The sequence below is a fragment of the Streptomyces sp. NPDC059355 genome (genome assembly GCF_042752335.1).
Classification (GTDB): Bacteria; Actinomycetota; Actinomycetes; order Streptomycetales; family Streptomycetaceae; genus Streptomyces.
This window is the reverse complement of record NZ_JBHYXN010000004.1, coordinates 190583-205820: the sequence shown is the minus strand read 5'-3', so window position 1 is coordinate 205820 and position 15238 is coordinate 190583. Positions and strand designations below refer to the sequence as shown.

Genomic DNA, 15238 nt, shown 5'->3' with positions numbered 1-15238 from the left:
GACCCTTGCTGCGCCGTGTGTCCGCTGCCGCGCCCCTCGTTCACGGTCCGCCCCATCAATGCTTTCCCGGCAAGGAGGGAACGCATGAACCTGCATGTTCGCTACGCACTCCTCACCCCGCTCCTGGCCTGCTCCGTTGCCCTGCCCTCGACGATGGCCGCGCAGGCCTCGCCGGTGGCCGGGGTGCCCGCAGCCCTCGGCGCGGCCCCCCAGGCGGGGACCTGCAAGCTGGAAGTGGCCGCAGGCACGGATCCGGTCGAGTTCGACCTCAAGCTCGCCGGGTTCAAACCGGGATCACAGGTGCAGGTCTCCGGGCCGGAGAGCTTCAAGGCCTCCATCAACCCGCAGGGGTCCTTCACCGAGCAGGACGTCAAGAAGGGCACGTACACGGTCAAGAGCGGCGGGAAGAACCACAGCCAGACGACCAACTGCACGAAGCCGGCCAGGGTACCCGCCACAGCGAAGGCCCGCATCACGGACGTGGACATCACGACTGCGTCGACCGCCACGCCGAAGGTCGACTGCAGCCAGCCCCAGAGCGTCAAGTTCGAGGGCAAGCTGACCGGAACGGGATCCGGCGAAGTCACGTACATCTGGTCGGGGCAGGGCAAGCGCTCCTCCCCCTCCGTGAACTTCACCGCCCCCAGCGCCACGGCCGCTCCGTTCATCGTGAAGTCGGCTGCACGTGCGGCGGCCAACGACCCGGCCCCCAAGGTGTCGGTCACCCTCTCGGACTCCACGGGCGGCGTGTCGGACCAGCTCACCTTCACCCTCGTCTGCCAGTGAGCACACGGCTCACAGATCGGCCCGCGCCCCTCGCGGTGCGCGGGCCGATCCGCGCCTCGGTGTTATTTCCTTGATTTTCCGGGTGATCGCGGCGAGCATCTCAACGCGCTCTTCCGGCGGCAGGCGGCGGGTGACGATCCAAGGGGGACCCCGCTCGTCAACGTCCTGCGGCTGTGTACTCTGAGCACGCTTTCGAACCTGTTCAAGCGTTTACCGACAATGGGGGGGCCGGTGCGCAATCGCCGACTCGTAATGTCCGCTGCCGTCGTGGCAGCCAGTGTGGGTCTCATACCGGCGGTGGCCCAGGCCGCTCCGGCCACGCCGGGAGCCGCGGGCCCGCACGGTGTCTCCGCACCCGACGTGGACCTGAACAAGGTCGCGGCGTCGAACTTCACCACCGTCAAGAGCCCCGCCGAGCGCACGGTGCACACCCCGTCCGCCGCCAAGGGCAACGGCAAGGCCGGCGCCACCGCGCAGGCCGAGGGCAGCGCCGCCGCGGAGCCGGCGGTCGGCCTGGCCGCCAAGGGCACCAGCGCCCGCGGCATCAGCCTGGACCTCTCGGTCGTCAGCGACCCGGGCACCGCGCTCTCGGTCAACGTCGCCTGGGGCGACGGCACCAGCGTCACCTACGGTGCCAACGGGCCGACCAACTCGACCGAGACGCACTCGTACGCGGAGATCGGCTCGTACACGATCAAGGTCACCCTCTCCGACGGTTCGGGCGTGCGGGGCACCAACGAGCTGGCCATCGTGACGCCGGGCTCCGACTTCACCCCGTACGCGCCCACCCGCCTCCTCGACACCCGGGACGGCACGGGTACGACGAAGGGCAAGGTCGCCCCGTACGCCACCACCAGGGTCAAGATCTCCGGCAACGGCTCGATCCCCGCCGGTGTCACGGCCGTGGTCCTCAACGTCACCGCCACCAACACCACCAGCGGCGGCCACGTCACGGTCTTCCCCGAGGGCAGCGAGCGTCCGACCACCTCGAACGTCAACTTCTCGGCCGGCCAGACCGTCCCGAACCTCGTGATCGTGCCGGTCAACAAGAACGGCTACGTCGACCTGTACAACGGCGGCTGGGAGCCGGTCGACCTCATCGCCGACATCACCGGCTACTTCACCCGCACCTCCTCCAGCGGCTACACCTCGCTGAACCCCTCGCGCTTCGTCGACACCCGTGAGGGCCTGGGCGCCCCCAAGAGCCAGCTCGCCGGCCAGGGCACCATCGGCGTCCAGATGACGGGCAAGGGCGGCGTCCCGTACGGCGCCACGGCCGTCGCGCTGAACGTGACCGTCACCAACCCGCGCGAGGACGGCCACCTGACCGTCTACCCGACCGGCGGCGCGGCCCCCACCACGTCCAACCTGAACTTCCGCGGTGGCCAGACCGTCGCCAACTCGGTCATCGTGCCGGTCGGCGCCGACGGCTCGATCAAGATCCGCAACGGCGCCTGGAAGGGCACCGACGTCATCGTCGACGTGGTCGGCTACTACAGCACGGACGGCCAGGGCGCCTACCTGCCGTTCCTGCCGGAGCGCATTCTCGACACCCGTGACCCCGCGGACTGGCCGTACGGCCAGCTGGAGGGCCAGGGCTACATCTACATGCCGCTGTCCAGCTCGCGTCCGCAGAACACGGCGTACGTGCTGAACACGACGGTCACCAACACCCGGGGCGACGGCTACCTCACGGTGTCCCCGGACCCGAACTCGCTGAGCGCCTACGACAACAACTGGGCGACCTGGCCGACGCCGCCCAACTCGTCCAACCTGAACTGGAAGCGGGGCGAGAGCGTCCCGAACCTGGTCCAGGCGGGCATGGGCTACAACGGCATCGTCGACTTCTGGAACCGCGGCTGGGACAACATCGACCTGGTCGTCGACATCTTCGGCGTCTACCAGACGAACTGACCCACCGCCGGCTCGCGGCCGCCTCCCGGCCGCACGGCAAGGCACATCCGGCCCGGATCCCCTCGTGGGGGGTCCGGGCCGCGCGTCGTACGGCGCGCCGGCAGGCGCCGCTCCCCCGGTCCGGCCCGGCGGCGCCGACGACCGAAGCGGGGCGGCCCCGGACGCGCCGGGTACCCCCACCTGCCCGGCCCCCCGGACAGACCACGCGCCTCGCGCGGCGCCGCCGGGTGCATGACGATGCGTACATGGCCCAGGACAGTGCCGACGGCGGGGCGGATGGCGAAATCCCGGACGCGGAGCTCAAACACAACGCGATCGGGTTCCTCGACGCGCTCGTCATCGGCCTGAACTCCACCTCGCCCGCCTATTCGCTGGCCGCCGTCATCGGGCCGATCGTGGCGCTGGCCGGGATCTACGCGCCGGGCGTGATGCTGGCGTCGTTCATCCCGATGCTGCTGATCGCCGCCGCCTTCTACTACCTCAACAAGGTCGACCAGGACTGCGGTACGACGTTCTCGTGGGTGACACGGGCCATGGGCCCCTGGGCGGGCTGGCTCGGCGGATGGGCGATCACGATGACCGGGGTCCTGGTCATCGGCTCGCTGGCCGACGTCGCCGTGAACTTCGGCCTCCTCGCCGCCGGCCTCGACAGCTGGGCCGCCAACCCGCTCATCCGGCAGACGCTCGCCGTCCTGGTGATCCTCGCCATGACGGCCATCTGCGTCATCGGCACCGAACTGTCGGCCCACCTCCAGGACATCCTCATCCTCGCCCAGGTGCTCTTCCTGCTGGTCTTCTCCGTGGTGGCCTTCTACCGCATCTATGCCGGGACCAGCACCCTCGACTCCATCGAGCCGTCCCTCAGCTGGCTCAACCCCTTCGGAGCCGGCGGCGCCGCCCTCACGGGCGGGCTGCTGCTCGGCGTGTTCATCTACTGGGGCTGGGAGTCCGCGGTCAACCTCACCGAGGAGGTGCAGGACTCCGCCACCGCGCCCGGCAAAGCGGGCATCTGGTCCACCGTGGTCCTGCTGGTGACCTACCTCGCCGTGGGCTTCGCCATCGTCGGCTACGCGGGGACCGCCTTCCTCGCCGAGAACGCGGGCGAGGAGGAGGCCATCTTCGCCGTCCTCGCGCACGAGGTGATGGGCGGCTGGGACTGGATGGTCCTCCTGGCCGTCTGCACGTCCGCGCTCGCCTCGACCCAGACCACGATCATCCCGGCCTCCCGGACCGCCCTGTCCATGGCCCGCCGCCACGCGCTGCCGCACCGGCTCGCGCACATCCAGCCGCGGTTCCGGACCCCTGACGTGAGCACGTGGTGGGTCGCCGGCATCGCCATCGCCTGGTACCTGGTCGTGAACCAGATCAGCGAGAACGCCCTCCTGGACTCGCTCACGGCGCTCTCCCTGCTCATCGCGTTCTACTACGCGCTCACCGGTGTGGCTTGCGCCGTGTACTACCGCCGCCACCTGCTGGAGAACCTGCACAACTTCCTGCTCATCGGCCTCGGGCCGCTGGTCGGGGCGGGGCTGCTGGTCTGGCTGCTGGTGGAGTCGGTCAACGACATGTCGAATCCGGAGAACTCGGCCAGCGGGGTCTCCTGGTTCGGTCTCGGGCCGCCGCTGGTGATCGGGATCGGGATCGCCGTGGTCGGCGTGCTGATCATGTGCTTCTGGCGGGTGCAGGACGGCAGGTTCTGGCGGGAGCGGCGGGGCGTGGTCGACCCGGAGCTCGTCCACCGCAAGAGGCCGTAGCCGCCCGCCGGTCCGTGCGGCGCGTACGGACCGGCGGGCGGCGCGTACGGTCCGTGCGGCCCGGTATTCGCGAAGGAGTCCATGATGTCTGTGGTGCTGGGGTACGACGAGTCGCCCGGCGCGGAGCGGGCCCTGCGCGTGGCGCTCGAGGTCGCCACCGCCTTCGGCGAGCCGCTCGTCCTCGTCTACGGCGCCGCCGCGCCCGGCGCCGCCGGGGAGGAGTACCGGGCCCACCGGGAGGCCGTCCGCCAGGCGGGGCGCAGCGCCCTGGCCCGCGCGGTCGAGGCAGCCGACGAGGCCGGCGTCCCGTCGACGGTCGAGGTGGTCGACGAGAAACCGGCCCAGGCCCTGCTTGACGCCGCGCAACGCCATCAGGCGCGGGTCATCATCGTCGGCACCTGGGGAGACAGCCCGATCCGCGGCGCCCTGCTGGGCTCCACCCCGCACAAGCTCCTGCACCTGTCGCCGGTGCCGGTGCTGTGCGTACCGACGGCGGGCGACGCCGAGCCGTGACGGTGACGGTCAGCTTCACGAGCTCACCTTCCGGCTCTAGGTCGAAGGTGACCGCGGAGCGGCGTTCGGCCGCATGTCGAACGGAACGGGCCCCGGCTCACTCGTAGGACGTGAGGGCCTCCAGGCCGGGCACGACGAGGTGCGGGGTGAACTCGAGCACGGTGTGCTCGGCGACGCCGCCCAGGACGTACGGGTCGGTGGCGAGGAGGCGGTCGAGATCCGCGGCGGGCATCCCGGGGGCCAGATACACCCCGCCGACCAGTGGCTTCCGCCGCCCGGCCATCAGGAGCGAACCGCTGGAGAGCTGCCGCTTCAGCCAGTCGCCGTGGGCCGGCCTCCACGGTTCGACGTCTTCGAGCGGTGCCGTGTACGTAACGGTGACGATGAACATCCCCGGACCGTACTGGATCAGTGCCGACCGTCAACGGCGGTACCGTCCCGGCCCGGCCGGGCTCACGCCGCGGCCTTGAGCAGTCCCGCGTCCATCAGGCGCTCGGCCCAGGCGTTCATCGCCGTACGGACCTTGCCCTCGTCGGTCTGCCAGGCGTCGGCGAGGGAGGAGGCCGCCAGGTCCAGGAACCCGTCGTTGACCCGCAGGGCCACCCACATCGCCGAGCCGACCGGGCTGCAGCGGAACTCGCCGCGCCCTGCCGTACGTACCTTCATCCGGCCGTCCGCCAGAGCCGTCCCGGTCACGCCGTCCGCTGCCACGATCCGCATGTCGTCCTCCTCGTTCAAGTCCGCCTCAAGTGCTTCAAGCATCGCGGCGCGACGAGGACTCGACCATGGGGCTAGCCACCCCCTCCGGGCTACCGCCACCCACCGCCGGGCGGTCGGGCAGCCCGGCCCCGGCCGGGGGGACGGCTACATCCCGTTCGGCTGGAGGACGGAAATGATGTTCCCGGCCGGGTCCTTGAACCAGGCGATCGCGGGGCCGGGCGCCTCCCGGGCGATTCCCTTCGCGTCCTGGTCGAACGCCTCGTACCGCTCGAACGCCACACCGCGCGCGGCCAGTTCGTCGACGGCCCGGTCGATGTCGTCCACCGGGAAGTTCAACACGGTGAAGGTGGCGGGCTCGTGGTTGTTCTTCGGGTACAGCATCACGTCGGTGTCCCCTGCGAGGTGCAGGGTCAGGAGACCGTTCTCCTCGGACACCCGCAGACCGAGCGTCCCGCCGTAGAAGCCCTTGGCTCCTTCGATGTCGTCCACCGAGTAGCCGCTGAATCCCCTGCTGTCTCCCAGCATGGTGGCTGCCCTCCGTTCGCCGCAGCTCGTCCGGCATCGGCCCCCTGGCTCCAGTGTCCCTCCGAACACCCGCCTCCGCCCGATGGCCGGGCCGCCTCCGCGGTGGCGTCCGGTGCGCTGCCGGGCCCGGTGAGCCCGGCAGCGCATCCGGCCGATCAGGCGAGGGAGATCTTGTCGCCCTCCACGGCTATCTTCGCCGCGGCCAGCGGACGCGTGGCGGGCCCGCCGGCGACCGTGCCGTCCGAGATCTTGAAGAGGCTCTGGTGGCACGGGCAGACGATGTTCCCGTCCTTCACCGACGCCACCGAGCAGCCCTGATGGGTACACGTCGCCGAGAAGGCCTTGAACTGCCCCGCCATCGGCTGGGTGACCACCACCTTCTTGTCCTTGAACACCTTGCCGCCGCCGACCGGGATGTCCGACGTCTGCGCGAGCGCCTGCCCGCCGCCGGTGCCACCTCCGGCCGCGGCGCCCGCCGAGGGTTCGCCCTGTCCGGTGCCGGGTGCGTTGCCGCCTGCGTCACCGGCTCCGTAGCCAGCCGCCTCGGATCCCCCGTCGCTGCCGCATCCGCTCAAGACGGTGCCTGCCAGCGTCGCGGCGCCCGCCGCGAGAACCGTGCGCCGACGCGTGGTGTCGCCCATGGCCGTATCTCCTTCTCGTACCGGAAGCGGACCGGAGCATCCCTTGCCACCCCAGCCTCAGCAGGAACACGGGGGGAGGCGGCTCTCGGTTCACCGCGTCCGCAACCGAATACGACCGAACCGCAAGGCGGGTTCCCGCGTGTGCAGGGTGTGACTACGCCATCCACCGACCTGCGCACGCGAGCGGCCGAGTACGCACTCCTGCCGCTGCGCCTCTTCCTCGGCATCACCTTCGTCTACGCCTGGCTGGACAAGCTGACGGACGCGGCGTTCCTGTCCGCCACCGGTGACGGCTCGATCGGCCAGCAGATGGAGGCCGTACGGGACTCCGCCGCCCTCCCGGCGCTGGTCGAGCTCTCCTCGCAGAGCCCGGTGGCACTCGGCATGGCCATGGCCCTGGGGGAACTGGCGGTCGGGCTGGGCGCGCTGGCCGGGCTGCTGACGCGGATCGCCGCTCTCGGCGGCGCCCTGATCTCACTGAGCCTGTGGCTGACCGTGAGCTGGCAGACCACGCCGTACTACTACGGCAACGACCTCGTGTACCTCGTGGCCTGGCTCCCGCTGATCCTCGCGGGCGCCCCCGCACTCTCCCTCGACGCGCTGCTGCACCGCCGCCGCGCGCGACGCCCGTCCGGATCGAGACGGGCGGGGTCCGTCCGCCCGAACCGGGCTGCGGCAAGCCCGTCCTGACCCCCTCTCAGGCGTCGGCGCCGCCGCCCGCCGCCGGTCCGGAGCGCCGTTCACGGGGCGCGCGCGGCGCGGCGTCGAGCAGGGCCCACAGCCGGCGCCCGTCGGGTGCGATGTCGCTGCCGCAGCCCACGACGGTGCGCAGGGCGGCGAGTTCGCCGAGTACGGCCTCCTCGCCGGGGGCGGCGCCGCAGACGTGGCTGAGCACGACGGCGAGGATGCGGTGGTCCTGGTCGGCGAGGTGGACGCTGATCCGCTTTCCGCCGTCGGCGACCGCCGCCTGGACGAGACGTCGTACGGCGGTGTCCAGATCCGGCTCGTCGAGGTGTGCGTACCCCCAGGCGCGAACGGTGGCCGTCGCCTGGGCACCGGCCTTCTTCGCGGCCCACTGGTCCGCGCGGAACGTCAGCCCCGCGGTCTGCCGGTTGCGGATCTGCATCCGCGGGCGGGCCCGGTCCACGGTCGGCCCGCCCGCTCCAGCCGGTGTCGTAGTCATGCGAACACGCTACGCGCACGGGACGGCTCTCGGAAAGCCCGCAGGTCCGCGGTGGACCGGACGGTCCGGGGCGCGGCCGCACGCCCAAGGTGCGCGGCCGCGCCCGGTGTTCAGCGCCGCGTCCAGAGCTGTCCGGGGCCGCTGCGGCAGGGCATCCGGCGCCGACGGCCGGCCGAGGCCGCCGTATGGCGCCGGGCGTCGGCCGCCGGTCTCGCCGGGCGGGGAGCGCCGGCTCAAAGCCCTTCGACATCCACCGTCCGCTTCCTCAGCCCAGCGCCACGGTCACGAGCGCGGCGGTGACGGTGATCGCCGCACAGGTCACCAGTAAGGGCCGGCCCGTCGTCATCACCCAGCCGATGCCCCCGCAGGCGCCGTCCGCCGCCGTGTCCTCCCGTAACTCCGGGGTCTCACCGCCCGCCGTACGCAAGAGGGTGCAGTGGGCGCACTCCTCCGTGCCGTGGAGGGAGGGGTCCGAGTCGATCCAGTACGCGCCGCTGAGCTCTGCGAAAGAAAAATCCGGGGACACGACTGGACGCGTAGAAGCTGCTTCCATGACCGCCAAACGGGCGGTCGGCGCCGGAAGCAACGGTGATCACCGCATCCGAGACCGGATCGTCACTTCTGCGCGGGCACGGGCGCACGCACAGGCGCCGGACCACCCGTCGGTCGTGCTCGGGCTGGATCACCTGCGCAAGGGAGAGGACGGGCCGGGCGCCCGGCTGTTCGTGGAGGAGGTCTCGATGGGGCCCGGCATGTGGGACGAGCTGCCGCAGGACATGCGGGAGGCGTTCGTGGCGCATGCCCAGACCTGGCTGGACGAGCAGTCGGACCCGGAGTGGGCCTCGTCGCCCTGACCCGCTTCACCCGGGAGGCCTGGCACCGGCGCGGGGAGTGGATCACCGCGCGGCCAGCGCGGGCCACAGGTCGGGGGCTTCGAAGCCCAGGGCCCAGAGGCCGGGGGCACGGACTCCGAAGCGGGTGAGCACGGCCAGGTGGGCGGCCGTGCCACGGGCGTCCTGGTACCAGACCTCGTGGCGTTCGCCGGCGTCGTCCGTGTACGTGAAGTGCGGGGTGCCGGAAGCGGTGTCGTACGTGTAGGGCGCGCCCACCGACCGGCGCAGGGCCTCGGCCTCCTGGGTCGTGACGTGCTTCGCGCGGGCGGTGGAGCCGACCGTCCAGTTCCAGCCGTAGGCGGGCAGGGCCACCTCCAGCTTGTCGCGCGGGGCGTTGGCGGTGGCGTAGGTGAGGAACTCCTCGTACCAGGCCAGGGAGGAGAGCGGGCCCGGTGCCTCCAGGGCGTTGTGGAGGTTGTAGCCCATGATGCGCAGCCGGTCGGCGACGGATCCCAGGTGGGCGTAGTCGAAGGCCGTTCCCGCGTCGCGGGTGCGGGGCATGACCGTGATCACGCACTGCTTGGCCAAGGCGTGCAGGCGGGCGCAGAGTTCGGTGGTCAGCGCGTTGTAGCCGGTGCGGACCCGCTCGCGCAGTGCCGCGTCCCCGGTCTCGGTCATCCGCTCGTAGTCGAGGTCGAGTCCTTCGTAGGCGCGGCTCGTGGCGACGGCCATCAGGGCGTCCACGTGCGCGGCGCGGCGGGCCGGATCGCCCAGCAGGGCCGCCATCGCGGGGGCGTCGAGGCTTTCGGTGACGGTGGGGACGACTTTGACGCCCTTGGCCCGCAGGCCGTCGATGATCCGGCGGTTCCCCGCCCCCGTCTCGCCGTCGACGGCGGTCGCGGAGGAGGCGGCGTACCAGAACGGGCTGACGGTGTGGAGTTGGTCGGCGTGCGCCCGGGCGTCCTGGTAGCCGGTCTCGACGTTCCACCAGGGCAGCCAGGCGGACACCGTACGGGAGGCAGGCGCTTGGGGTTCGGCGGGCGCGGGTGCGGGAGCGGCCCCCGTCAGGGTGAGCGTGGCGGCCGCGAGGAGGGCGGTGAGCGCGATCTTCATGCCCCGACCCTGACGCCCGTCGGTCGCGTGCCGGGTGACGGCACGTCGGGCGGACGGGTGGCGGCCCGGCGGGGGGCCGCCCGGATCGCCTGAGCCGGTCAGGCGGCCTGGAGTGCCGCCGCGCCGAAGGACACGTCGAAGCGGTCGCACCAGATGGTGACGCTGGAGTAGTCGGCGAGATTCACACCGGCCGGGATCTCGTAGTTCTGGTCGCCCTTGTTGCCCTTGAGCTTGCCCAGGCTCACGTACTTGCCGTCGTCGAAGACGAACCAGCCGTCCGCGCCCTCCTTCACCGGCGCGTCGGTGAGCCACACGCGCAGGTCGGGGCCGCTGCTGGTGTCGAGGTTCTCCAGGCGGAGCGTGCGCGAGCCGTCGGGCAGCTCGATGAGCTTCACCGTGCCGGTGGTGCTGTGCTCGTGACTGATCAGGGAGCCCTGGGAGACGGTCCGCGCAACCGGCGCCGGGGCGGCTCCCGGCCGCGAGGAGCCTGGAGCCGAGGCGGCGGCGGCGGTGGGCAGCGCCTCGTTGACGGTGGAGTTCTGCCAGAGCTTCCACGGCTGGGCCCAGTACAGCCCGGCTCCCAGCACCAGCGCCGCCGTGATCAGCACCCCGGCCAGCACTCGGCGGCGCCGGCGCCTCCCCGACACCGCGCCCGTCGTCGTCCCCGTCATGGCAGCCCCTCTTCGTCGTTCCGTTCCCTCACATTCAAATGCGGCCGGCCGGCCGGGGCCAGGATCCGCGGATGACGAAAGTCTTACGTCGACGGCCGGGGTGACGGACCGCGGGTACGCCCCACCGCGCCGTGGTCATTAACCCTCTCCGATCCGTTCCTTAAGGCGGCCTCAAGAACGCGGGAGTGGAGACCGAACCGCACATTCGTCCGTTTTGTGGTCGCTAGCGTGCTGCTCGAACCCCCATCCCCCGAGCACGGAGGCAGGTCCTCATGGCTGGCCATTCCCATCGCCGTACGACGAGTGCCAAGACCAGGGCGGCCGCGGCCCTGGCCGTCGCGGCGGCCGTCGCGGGCACCGCCGTGGTGCTGACCGGTACCGCACAGGCCGCATCGGTCGGCGCGACCTTCACCAAGGCGAGCAGCTGGACCACCGGCTACACCGGTCAGTACGTCGTCACCAACAACGGCGGCGGCACGCTCAAGGACTGGACCCTCGAGTTCGACCTGCCCGCCGGCACCTCCCTGGCCTCCCTCTGGAACGGCGAACACACCGTCAGCGGGCAGCACGTGACGGTCAAGCCGCCCCGCTGGGACACGGCCGGTCTCGCGGCCGGCGCCACTGTCACCGTCGGGTTCGTGACCAACGCGAGCGGGAACCCGGGCGCTCCCACCGGATGCCTCATCAACAAGGAGAAGTGCTCACCGGCCACCGGGCCGACGCCCAGCCCGAGCGGCCGGCCCACCACCGCACCGACGGCCGCACCCACCGCGACGGCCACCACCGCACCGACGGCGACGGCGACAGCGACGTCGAAGCCGACACCGACACCGACACCGACCGTGACCGTGCCCCCGGGCGGCGGCGGCACGCCGGCCGGGTTCGCACCGTACGTGGACACCTCGCTCTACCCGGCCTTCGACCTGCTGGACACGGCGGCCCGGACGGGGGTGAAGGAGTTCAACCTGGCCTTCATCACCTCCGGCGGCGGCTGCTCCCCCCTGTGGGGCGGGGTCACGGCCCTCGGGGACGACCGGGTCGCCTCCCAGATCTCCGCCCTGCGCGGCAAGGGCGGGGACGTCCGGGTGTCGTTCGGCGGCGCGGCAGGCTCCGAGCTGGGCCTGGCGTGCGGCTCCCCCGGCGACCTCGCCGCCGCGTACGGCAAGGTGGTGGACACGTACCGGCTGACCAAGGTCGACTTCGACATCGAGGGCGCGGCCCTGCCCGACACCGCGGCGAACACCCGGCGCGCGCAGGCCATCGCGCAGCTGCAGAAGTCGCATCCCGGGCTCGACGTCTCCTTCACCCTGCCCGTGATGCCGGAGGGCCTGACACAGCCGGGCGTCGACCTGATCGCCAACGCCAAGCGGAACGGGGTGGCGGTGTCCGCCGTCAACATCATGGCGATGGACTACGGCCCGGCCTACAGCGGGGACATGGGCGGCTACGCCATCCAGGCGGCCACCGCCACCCAGGCGCAGATCAAGGGCGTACTGGGCCTGAGCGACGCCGCGGCGTGGAAGACGGTGGCCGTGACCCCGATGATCGGCGTCAACGACGTCTCCACCGAGGTCTTCACCGTGGACGACGCCAAGCAGCTCGTGGACTTCGCCCGCTCCAAGGGCCTCGGCTGGCTCGCGATGTGGTCCGGCGCCCGTGACAAGCAGTGCCCGGGCGGTGCGAAGAACTCCGCCGACGCGACCTGCTCGTCCATAGTCCAGGAACCGCTGGCCTTCACGAAGGCCTTCGCCGCCCGCGGCTAGGACCCCGCTAACGGCCGGCCCGCGGCGCGCTCTCGATCGACACGATCGTGAAGAGCGCGCCGTCCGGGTCGGCCAGGGTGATCCGGCGGCTGGTGGGCGTGGTGTGGACGGGTGAGACGGTGCGGCCGCCGAGCCGGGTCGCGGTCTCCACCGCGGCTTCGAGGTCCGGCACGTCGAAGTGGACGTGCCAGCGCGGCCGGACCTGCGGGTCCGGGGCCTCTTCGACGGCTCCGCCGCTGATCACGGCGACGGTGTCGCGGCCGCGTCGGATCACGACGTGGTCGTGTTCGAACGAGACGTCGCAGCACCCGGTGCGCTCGCACGCCCAGTCGAGGACCTCGCCGTAGAACACGGCCGCCGCGAACGCGTCCCGGGTGCGCAGTTCGAGCCAGGCGGCGGCGCCGCCGGGATGCGCCGTCCAGTCCGGGCTCACCTCGCCCTGCCAGAACCCGAAGACCGCGCCGTCGGGGTCGGCCGCGAGCGCGGCCCGTCCGGTCCCGAAGGCCAGCGGGCCGACCCCCATCGTGGCACCCCGCTCGCGCACCCGGGCGGAGGTGACGTCCGCGTCGTCGACGGCGAAGTACGGGGTCCATGCCACCGGGACCCCCAGGCGCCGGGCCAGCCCGCCGATGCCGGCGACCGGCGCGCCGTCGCGCATCGCGACGGAGAACCCCTCACCGAGGCGGGTGGGGCGGAACCCCCAGCCGAGCACGGCCCCGTAGAACTGCTGCGCGGCCTCGAGGTCGCCGGTCATCAGGCTGACCCAGCACGGCGCCCCGAACACCTCATGGCTTGACGTCGACACCGGCTCCGACCTCCCTCGACCTCCCCCCGAACCACCCTAGCCCGGGGCCGCGCGACCGGCTCCGAGGCCGGGCCGCCGGGGTGGGAAGACGGCTTGGGCCGTACGGGGTAGGGGGCGCGGCCGGTGAGCAGCGGAGGGAAGCCGGGGTGAACCGCCTCGCGTACGGTGGTGCCGTCTTGATCCGTGTGACGCGTGGTGCAGCCGAGTCCGGGAAGGCTGGCACGTATGCCGGAAGTCATCGTCACCGTACGAACCCTCGTCAGCCGCCGCCGTGAGCCCGTCGTCGTACAGGCCGTCCGCTCGACGGCGGCGGCCGTGGTGTCCTATGTCGTCGCGCTCTGGCTGAGCAGCGAGCCGGCGCCGCTGACCGCGCCGCTCACGGCGCTGCTCGTCGTACAGGTCACCCTCTACACCACCCTCACCACCGGCATCCGCCGGGTGAACTCGGTCGTCGCGGGTGTCCTCGTCGCCATCGGGTTCAGCACCCTCGTGGGCCTCACCTGGTGGAGCCTGGGGCTGGTCATCCTGACCTCGCTCGTCGTGGGACACCTCGTACGGGTCGACGAGTTCGTCCCCGAGGTCGCGATCAGCGCGATGCTGGTGCTCGGCGTGACGCAGGTGGCGGCCACCGCCTGGGACCGGGTGCTGGAGACGCTGATCGGCGCGGTCGTGGGGCTCTTGTTCAACGTCTTCCTCGCGCCGCCCGTATGGGTGGCACCGGCGAGCGAGGCGATCACCTCGCTCGCCGGCCGCATGCGCGACCTGCTGGTGCACCTCGGCGACGAGCTGGCGGAGCACACCCCGGTGGAGAAGGCGGCCGCCCGGCTGCACGAGGCGCGGCGGCTGGACAACGACATCGCGGGCGTGGACGCGGCGCTGCGGCAGGCCGAGGACAGCCTGCGGCTCAACCCGCGGGTGAAGGAAGGGCTGCTCTTCCGCCTCGTGCTCCGTACGGGACTGGACACCCTGGAGATCTGCGCGGTGGTCCTGCGCGTCTGCTGCCGTACGCTGACCGACCTCGCCAAGACGCGTACGGACGGCCCGCTGTTCCACGACCACCTCGCGGAGGCGCTGCGGGAGCTGTTCGCGCACATGGCGAGCGCCGTCGAGAACTTCGCCGTACTGATCACCGCGCAGATCAGCGCGAGCGCCGAGGAGGCGGAGGCCCGGCTGACGCAGGAGCTCGCGGCGGCGCGGGTCAGCCGCGAGCGCGCCGCGCGGCTCCTGCGCGAGGAGGCGCGGGCGCGCTCCGGGACGTGGCAGTTGTACGGGGCCCTGCTCGCGGAAGCCGACCGGGTACTGGACGAACTCGGCGTGGAGAAGCGCTCCGAACGGCTCGTGGAGGAGCTCGACCGGCACTCGCGCGCACAGCGGGCGCTGCGTCCGCGGCTGCGGTTCAGCCGGCTGTGGCGCGACCGCTCGCCCGCGGAGGACTAGTGGGTGTCTTGCCGGTCCGAGCGGCGGCGCTTCCCGTCAGCACCACCGGACCGGCGTGTAGTTGTGCACGAAGCGGGCCGAGACCCAGCCGGGCTCGCCGTGCAGCCGGTACCAGATGTTGTTGCCCTCCACCGTGGAGCCCTTGGCCTGGCAGGACAGTTCCACCTTCTCGAACGGGTCCAGCGAGCCGAGGACCGTCGCCGAGGTCGTCGCCCTGGCCCGTACGTGCAGGGCCACGCGGCTGACCACGACGCCCTGGACGTGCGCGTTCCCGGCGGCCTCGACGGACGGGGCGGGGGCGGCCGACGGGGCTTCGCCCGGCACCGGTCGTGCCGTGGCCGGTTGCAGGGCCGCGGCCGCCGGCGCCCCTTGGAGCAGCAGCCCCGCCCCCAGGGCAGCCATCGCCATCACCGTCAGAGCCTGCTTGTTCCGCTGCCCCATGTGATTCTCCCGTCCCGTGGCACATGCCTCGGCCGGCCGGTCCCGGCCGGCCCGCGACCGACATTGCCCCGGGAGACGCCGCCCCGTCCGGCGGCTTGCCGCCCACTCGCCCGGATGGCGCAGCGGTTCAGTCGGCCTC

The 15238-nt window shown here is 72.0% G+C and carries 18 protein-coding genes; 8 read left to right on the top strand and 10 right to left on the bottom strand.

Annotated features, from left to right (window positions below):
- The first annotated feature begins 84 nt into the window (after positions 1-84).
- From ACFXGI_RS06060 to ACFXGI_RS06045, 4 genes are all read left to right on the top strand, one after another.
- A complete protein-coding gene (locus ACFXGI_RS06060; RefSeq protein WP_384703933.1) occupies positions 85-786 on the top strand; it encodes a hypothetical protein in 702 nt (233 codons plus the stop codon).
- 267 nt (positions 787-1053) lie between these two features.
- Positions 1054-2700: a hypothetical protein gene (locus ACFXGI_RS06055; protein ID WP_384703931.1), complete on the top strand. Its 1647-nt coding sequence runs from the start codon at positions 1054-1056 to the stop codon at positions 2698-2700.
- 245 nt (positions 2701-2945) lie between these two features.
- On the top strand, positions 2946-4454 hold the full coding sequence (locus ACFXGI_RS06050) for an APC family permease (RefSeq protein WP_384703929.1): 1509 nt from the start codon (positions 2946-2948) through the stop codon (positions 4452-4454).
- A gap of 84 nt (positions 4455-4538) precedes the next feature.
- Positions 4539-4967 (top strand): universal stress protein, encoded by a 429-nt coding sequence (locus ACFXGI_RS06045; RefSeq protein WP_384704102.1) that lies wholly within the window; start codon positions 4539-4541, stop codon positions 4965-4967.
- A 97-nt stretch (positions 4968-5064) separates the two neighbouring features.
- On the opposite strand, the gene ACFXGI_RS06040 is transcribed toward ACFXGI_RS06045, so the two are convergent.
- The 4 genes from ACFXGI_RS06040 to ACFXGI_RS06025 form a co-directional block, all read right to left on the bottom strand.
- A complete protein-coding gene (locus ACFXGI_RS06040) occupies positions 5065-5358 on the bottom strand; it encodes a YciI family protein (RefSeq protein WP_384703927.1) in 294 nt (97 codons plus the stop codon).
- Positions 5359-5420: 62 nt separating this feature from the next.
- Positions 5421-5687: a PqqD family protein gene (locus tag ACFXGI_RS06035; RefSeq protein WP_134068915.1), complete on the bottom strand. Its 267-nt coding sequence runs from the start codon at positions 5685-5687 to the stop codon at positions 5421-5423.
- 144 nt (positions 5688-5831) lie between these two features.
- On the bottom strand, positions 5832-6212 hold the full coding sequence (locus tag ACFXGI_RS06030) for a VOC family protein (RefSeq protein WP_384703925.1): 381 nt from the start codon (positions 6210-6212) through the stop codon (positions 5832-5834).
- A gap of 155 nt (positions 6213-6367) precedes the next feature.
- On the bottom strand, positions 6368-6853 hold the full coding sequence (locus ACFXGI_RS06025) for a Rieske (2Fe-2S) protein (protein WP_384703923.1): 486 nt from the start codon (positions 6851-6853) through the stop codon (positions 6368-6370).
- A gap of 150 nt (positions 6854-7003) precedes the next feature.
- Here ACFXGI_RS06025 and ACFXGI_RS06020 point away from each other — a divergent pair, with 150 nt between their 5' ends.
- Complete coding sequence (locus ACFXGI_RS06020; RefSeq protein WP_384703922.1) at positions 7004-7543, top strand: DoxX family protein; 540 nt, start codon at positions 7004-7006, stop codon at positions 7541-7543.
- A 7-nt stretch (positions 7544-7550) separates the two neighbouring features.
- On the opposite strand, the gene ACFXGI_RS06015 is transcribed toward ACFXGI_RS06020, so the two are convergent.
- Together ACFXGI_RS06015 and ACFXGI_RS06010 are read right to left on the bottom strand one after the other, a co-directional pair.
- The gene (locus tag ACFXGI_RS06015; RefSeq protein ID WP_384703920.1) at positions 7551-8036 is read right to left on the bottom strand and encodes a hypothetical protein; all 486 of its coding nucleotides are present in this window, start codon (positions 8034-8036) and stop codon (positions 7551-7553) included.
- Positions 8037-8301: 265 nt separating this feature from the next.
- Entirely contained in the window at positions 8302-8562 is a 261-nt protein-coding gene (locus ACFXGI_RS06010) for a hypothetical protein (protein ID WP_384703918.1), read from the bottom strand.
- Between the two features lie 25 nt (positions 8563-8587).
- Between ACFXGI_RS06010 and ACFXGI_RS06005 the strand changes: the two genes are divergently transcribed.
- On the top strand, positions 8588-8890 hold the full coding sequence (locus ACFXGI_RS06005; RefSeq protein ID WP_384703916.1) for a hypothetical protein: 303 nt from the start codon (positions 8588-8590) through the stop codon (positions 8888-8890).
- Between the two features lie 42 nt (positions 8891-8932).
- Here ACFXGI_RS06005 and ACFXGI_RS06000 read toward each other — a convergent pair whose 3' ends face one another.
- Complete coding sequence (locus ACFXGI_RS06000) at positions 8933-9982, bottom strand: glycosyl hydrolase family 18 protein (protein WP_384703914.1); 1050 nt, start codon at positions 9980-9982, stop codon at positions 8933-8935.
- Positions 9983-10080: 98 nt separating this feature from the next.
- Positions 10081-10653 (bottom strand): DM13 domain-containing protein, encoded by a 573-nt coding sequence (locus ACFXGI_RS05995; RefSeq protein ID WP_384703912.1) that lies wholly within the window; start codon positions 10651-10653, stop codon positions 10081-10083.
- 272 nt (positions 10654-10925) lie between these two features.
- Here ACFXGI_RS05995 and ACFXGI_RS05990 point away from each other — a divergent pair, with 272 nt between their 5' ends.
- A complete protein-coding gene (locus ACFXGI_RS05990) occupies positions 10926-12416 on the top strand; it encodes a cellulose binding domain-containing protein (RefSeq protein WP_384703910.1) in 1491 nt (496 codons plus the stop codon).
- A gap of 7 nt (positions 12417-12423) precedes the next feature.
- Here the strand turns inward: ACFXGI_RS05990 and ACFXGI_RS05985 are convergent, their stop codons facing one another.
- Positions 12424-13170: a VOC family protein gene (locus tag ACFXGI_RS05985; RefSeq protein ID WP_384703908.1), complete on the bottom strand. Its 747-nt coding sequence runs from the start codon at positions 13168-13170 to the stop codon at positions 12424-12426.
- A gap of 276 nt (positions 13171-13446) precedes the next feature.
- Here ACFXGI_RS05985 and ACFXGI_RS05980 point away from each other — a divergent pair, with 276 nt between their 5' ends.
- The gene (locus tag ACFXGI_RS05980) at positions 13447-14658 is read left to right on the top strand and encodes an aromatic acid exporter family protein (protein ID WP_384703906.1); all 1212 of its coding nucleotides are present in this window, start codon (positions 13447-13449) and stop codon (positions 14656-14658) included.
- Positions 14659-14694: 36 nt separating this feature from the next.
- Here the strand turns inward: ACFXGI_RS05980 and ACFXGI_RS05975 are convergent, their stop codons facing one another.
- Positions 14695-15099, bottom strand: coding sequence for an SH3 domain-containing protein (locus tag ACFXGI_RS05975; RefSeq protein ID WP_384703904.1), 405 nt, complete (start codon positions 15097-15099; stop codon positions 14695-14697).
- Positions 15100-15238: the final 139 nt, after the last annotated feature.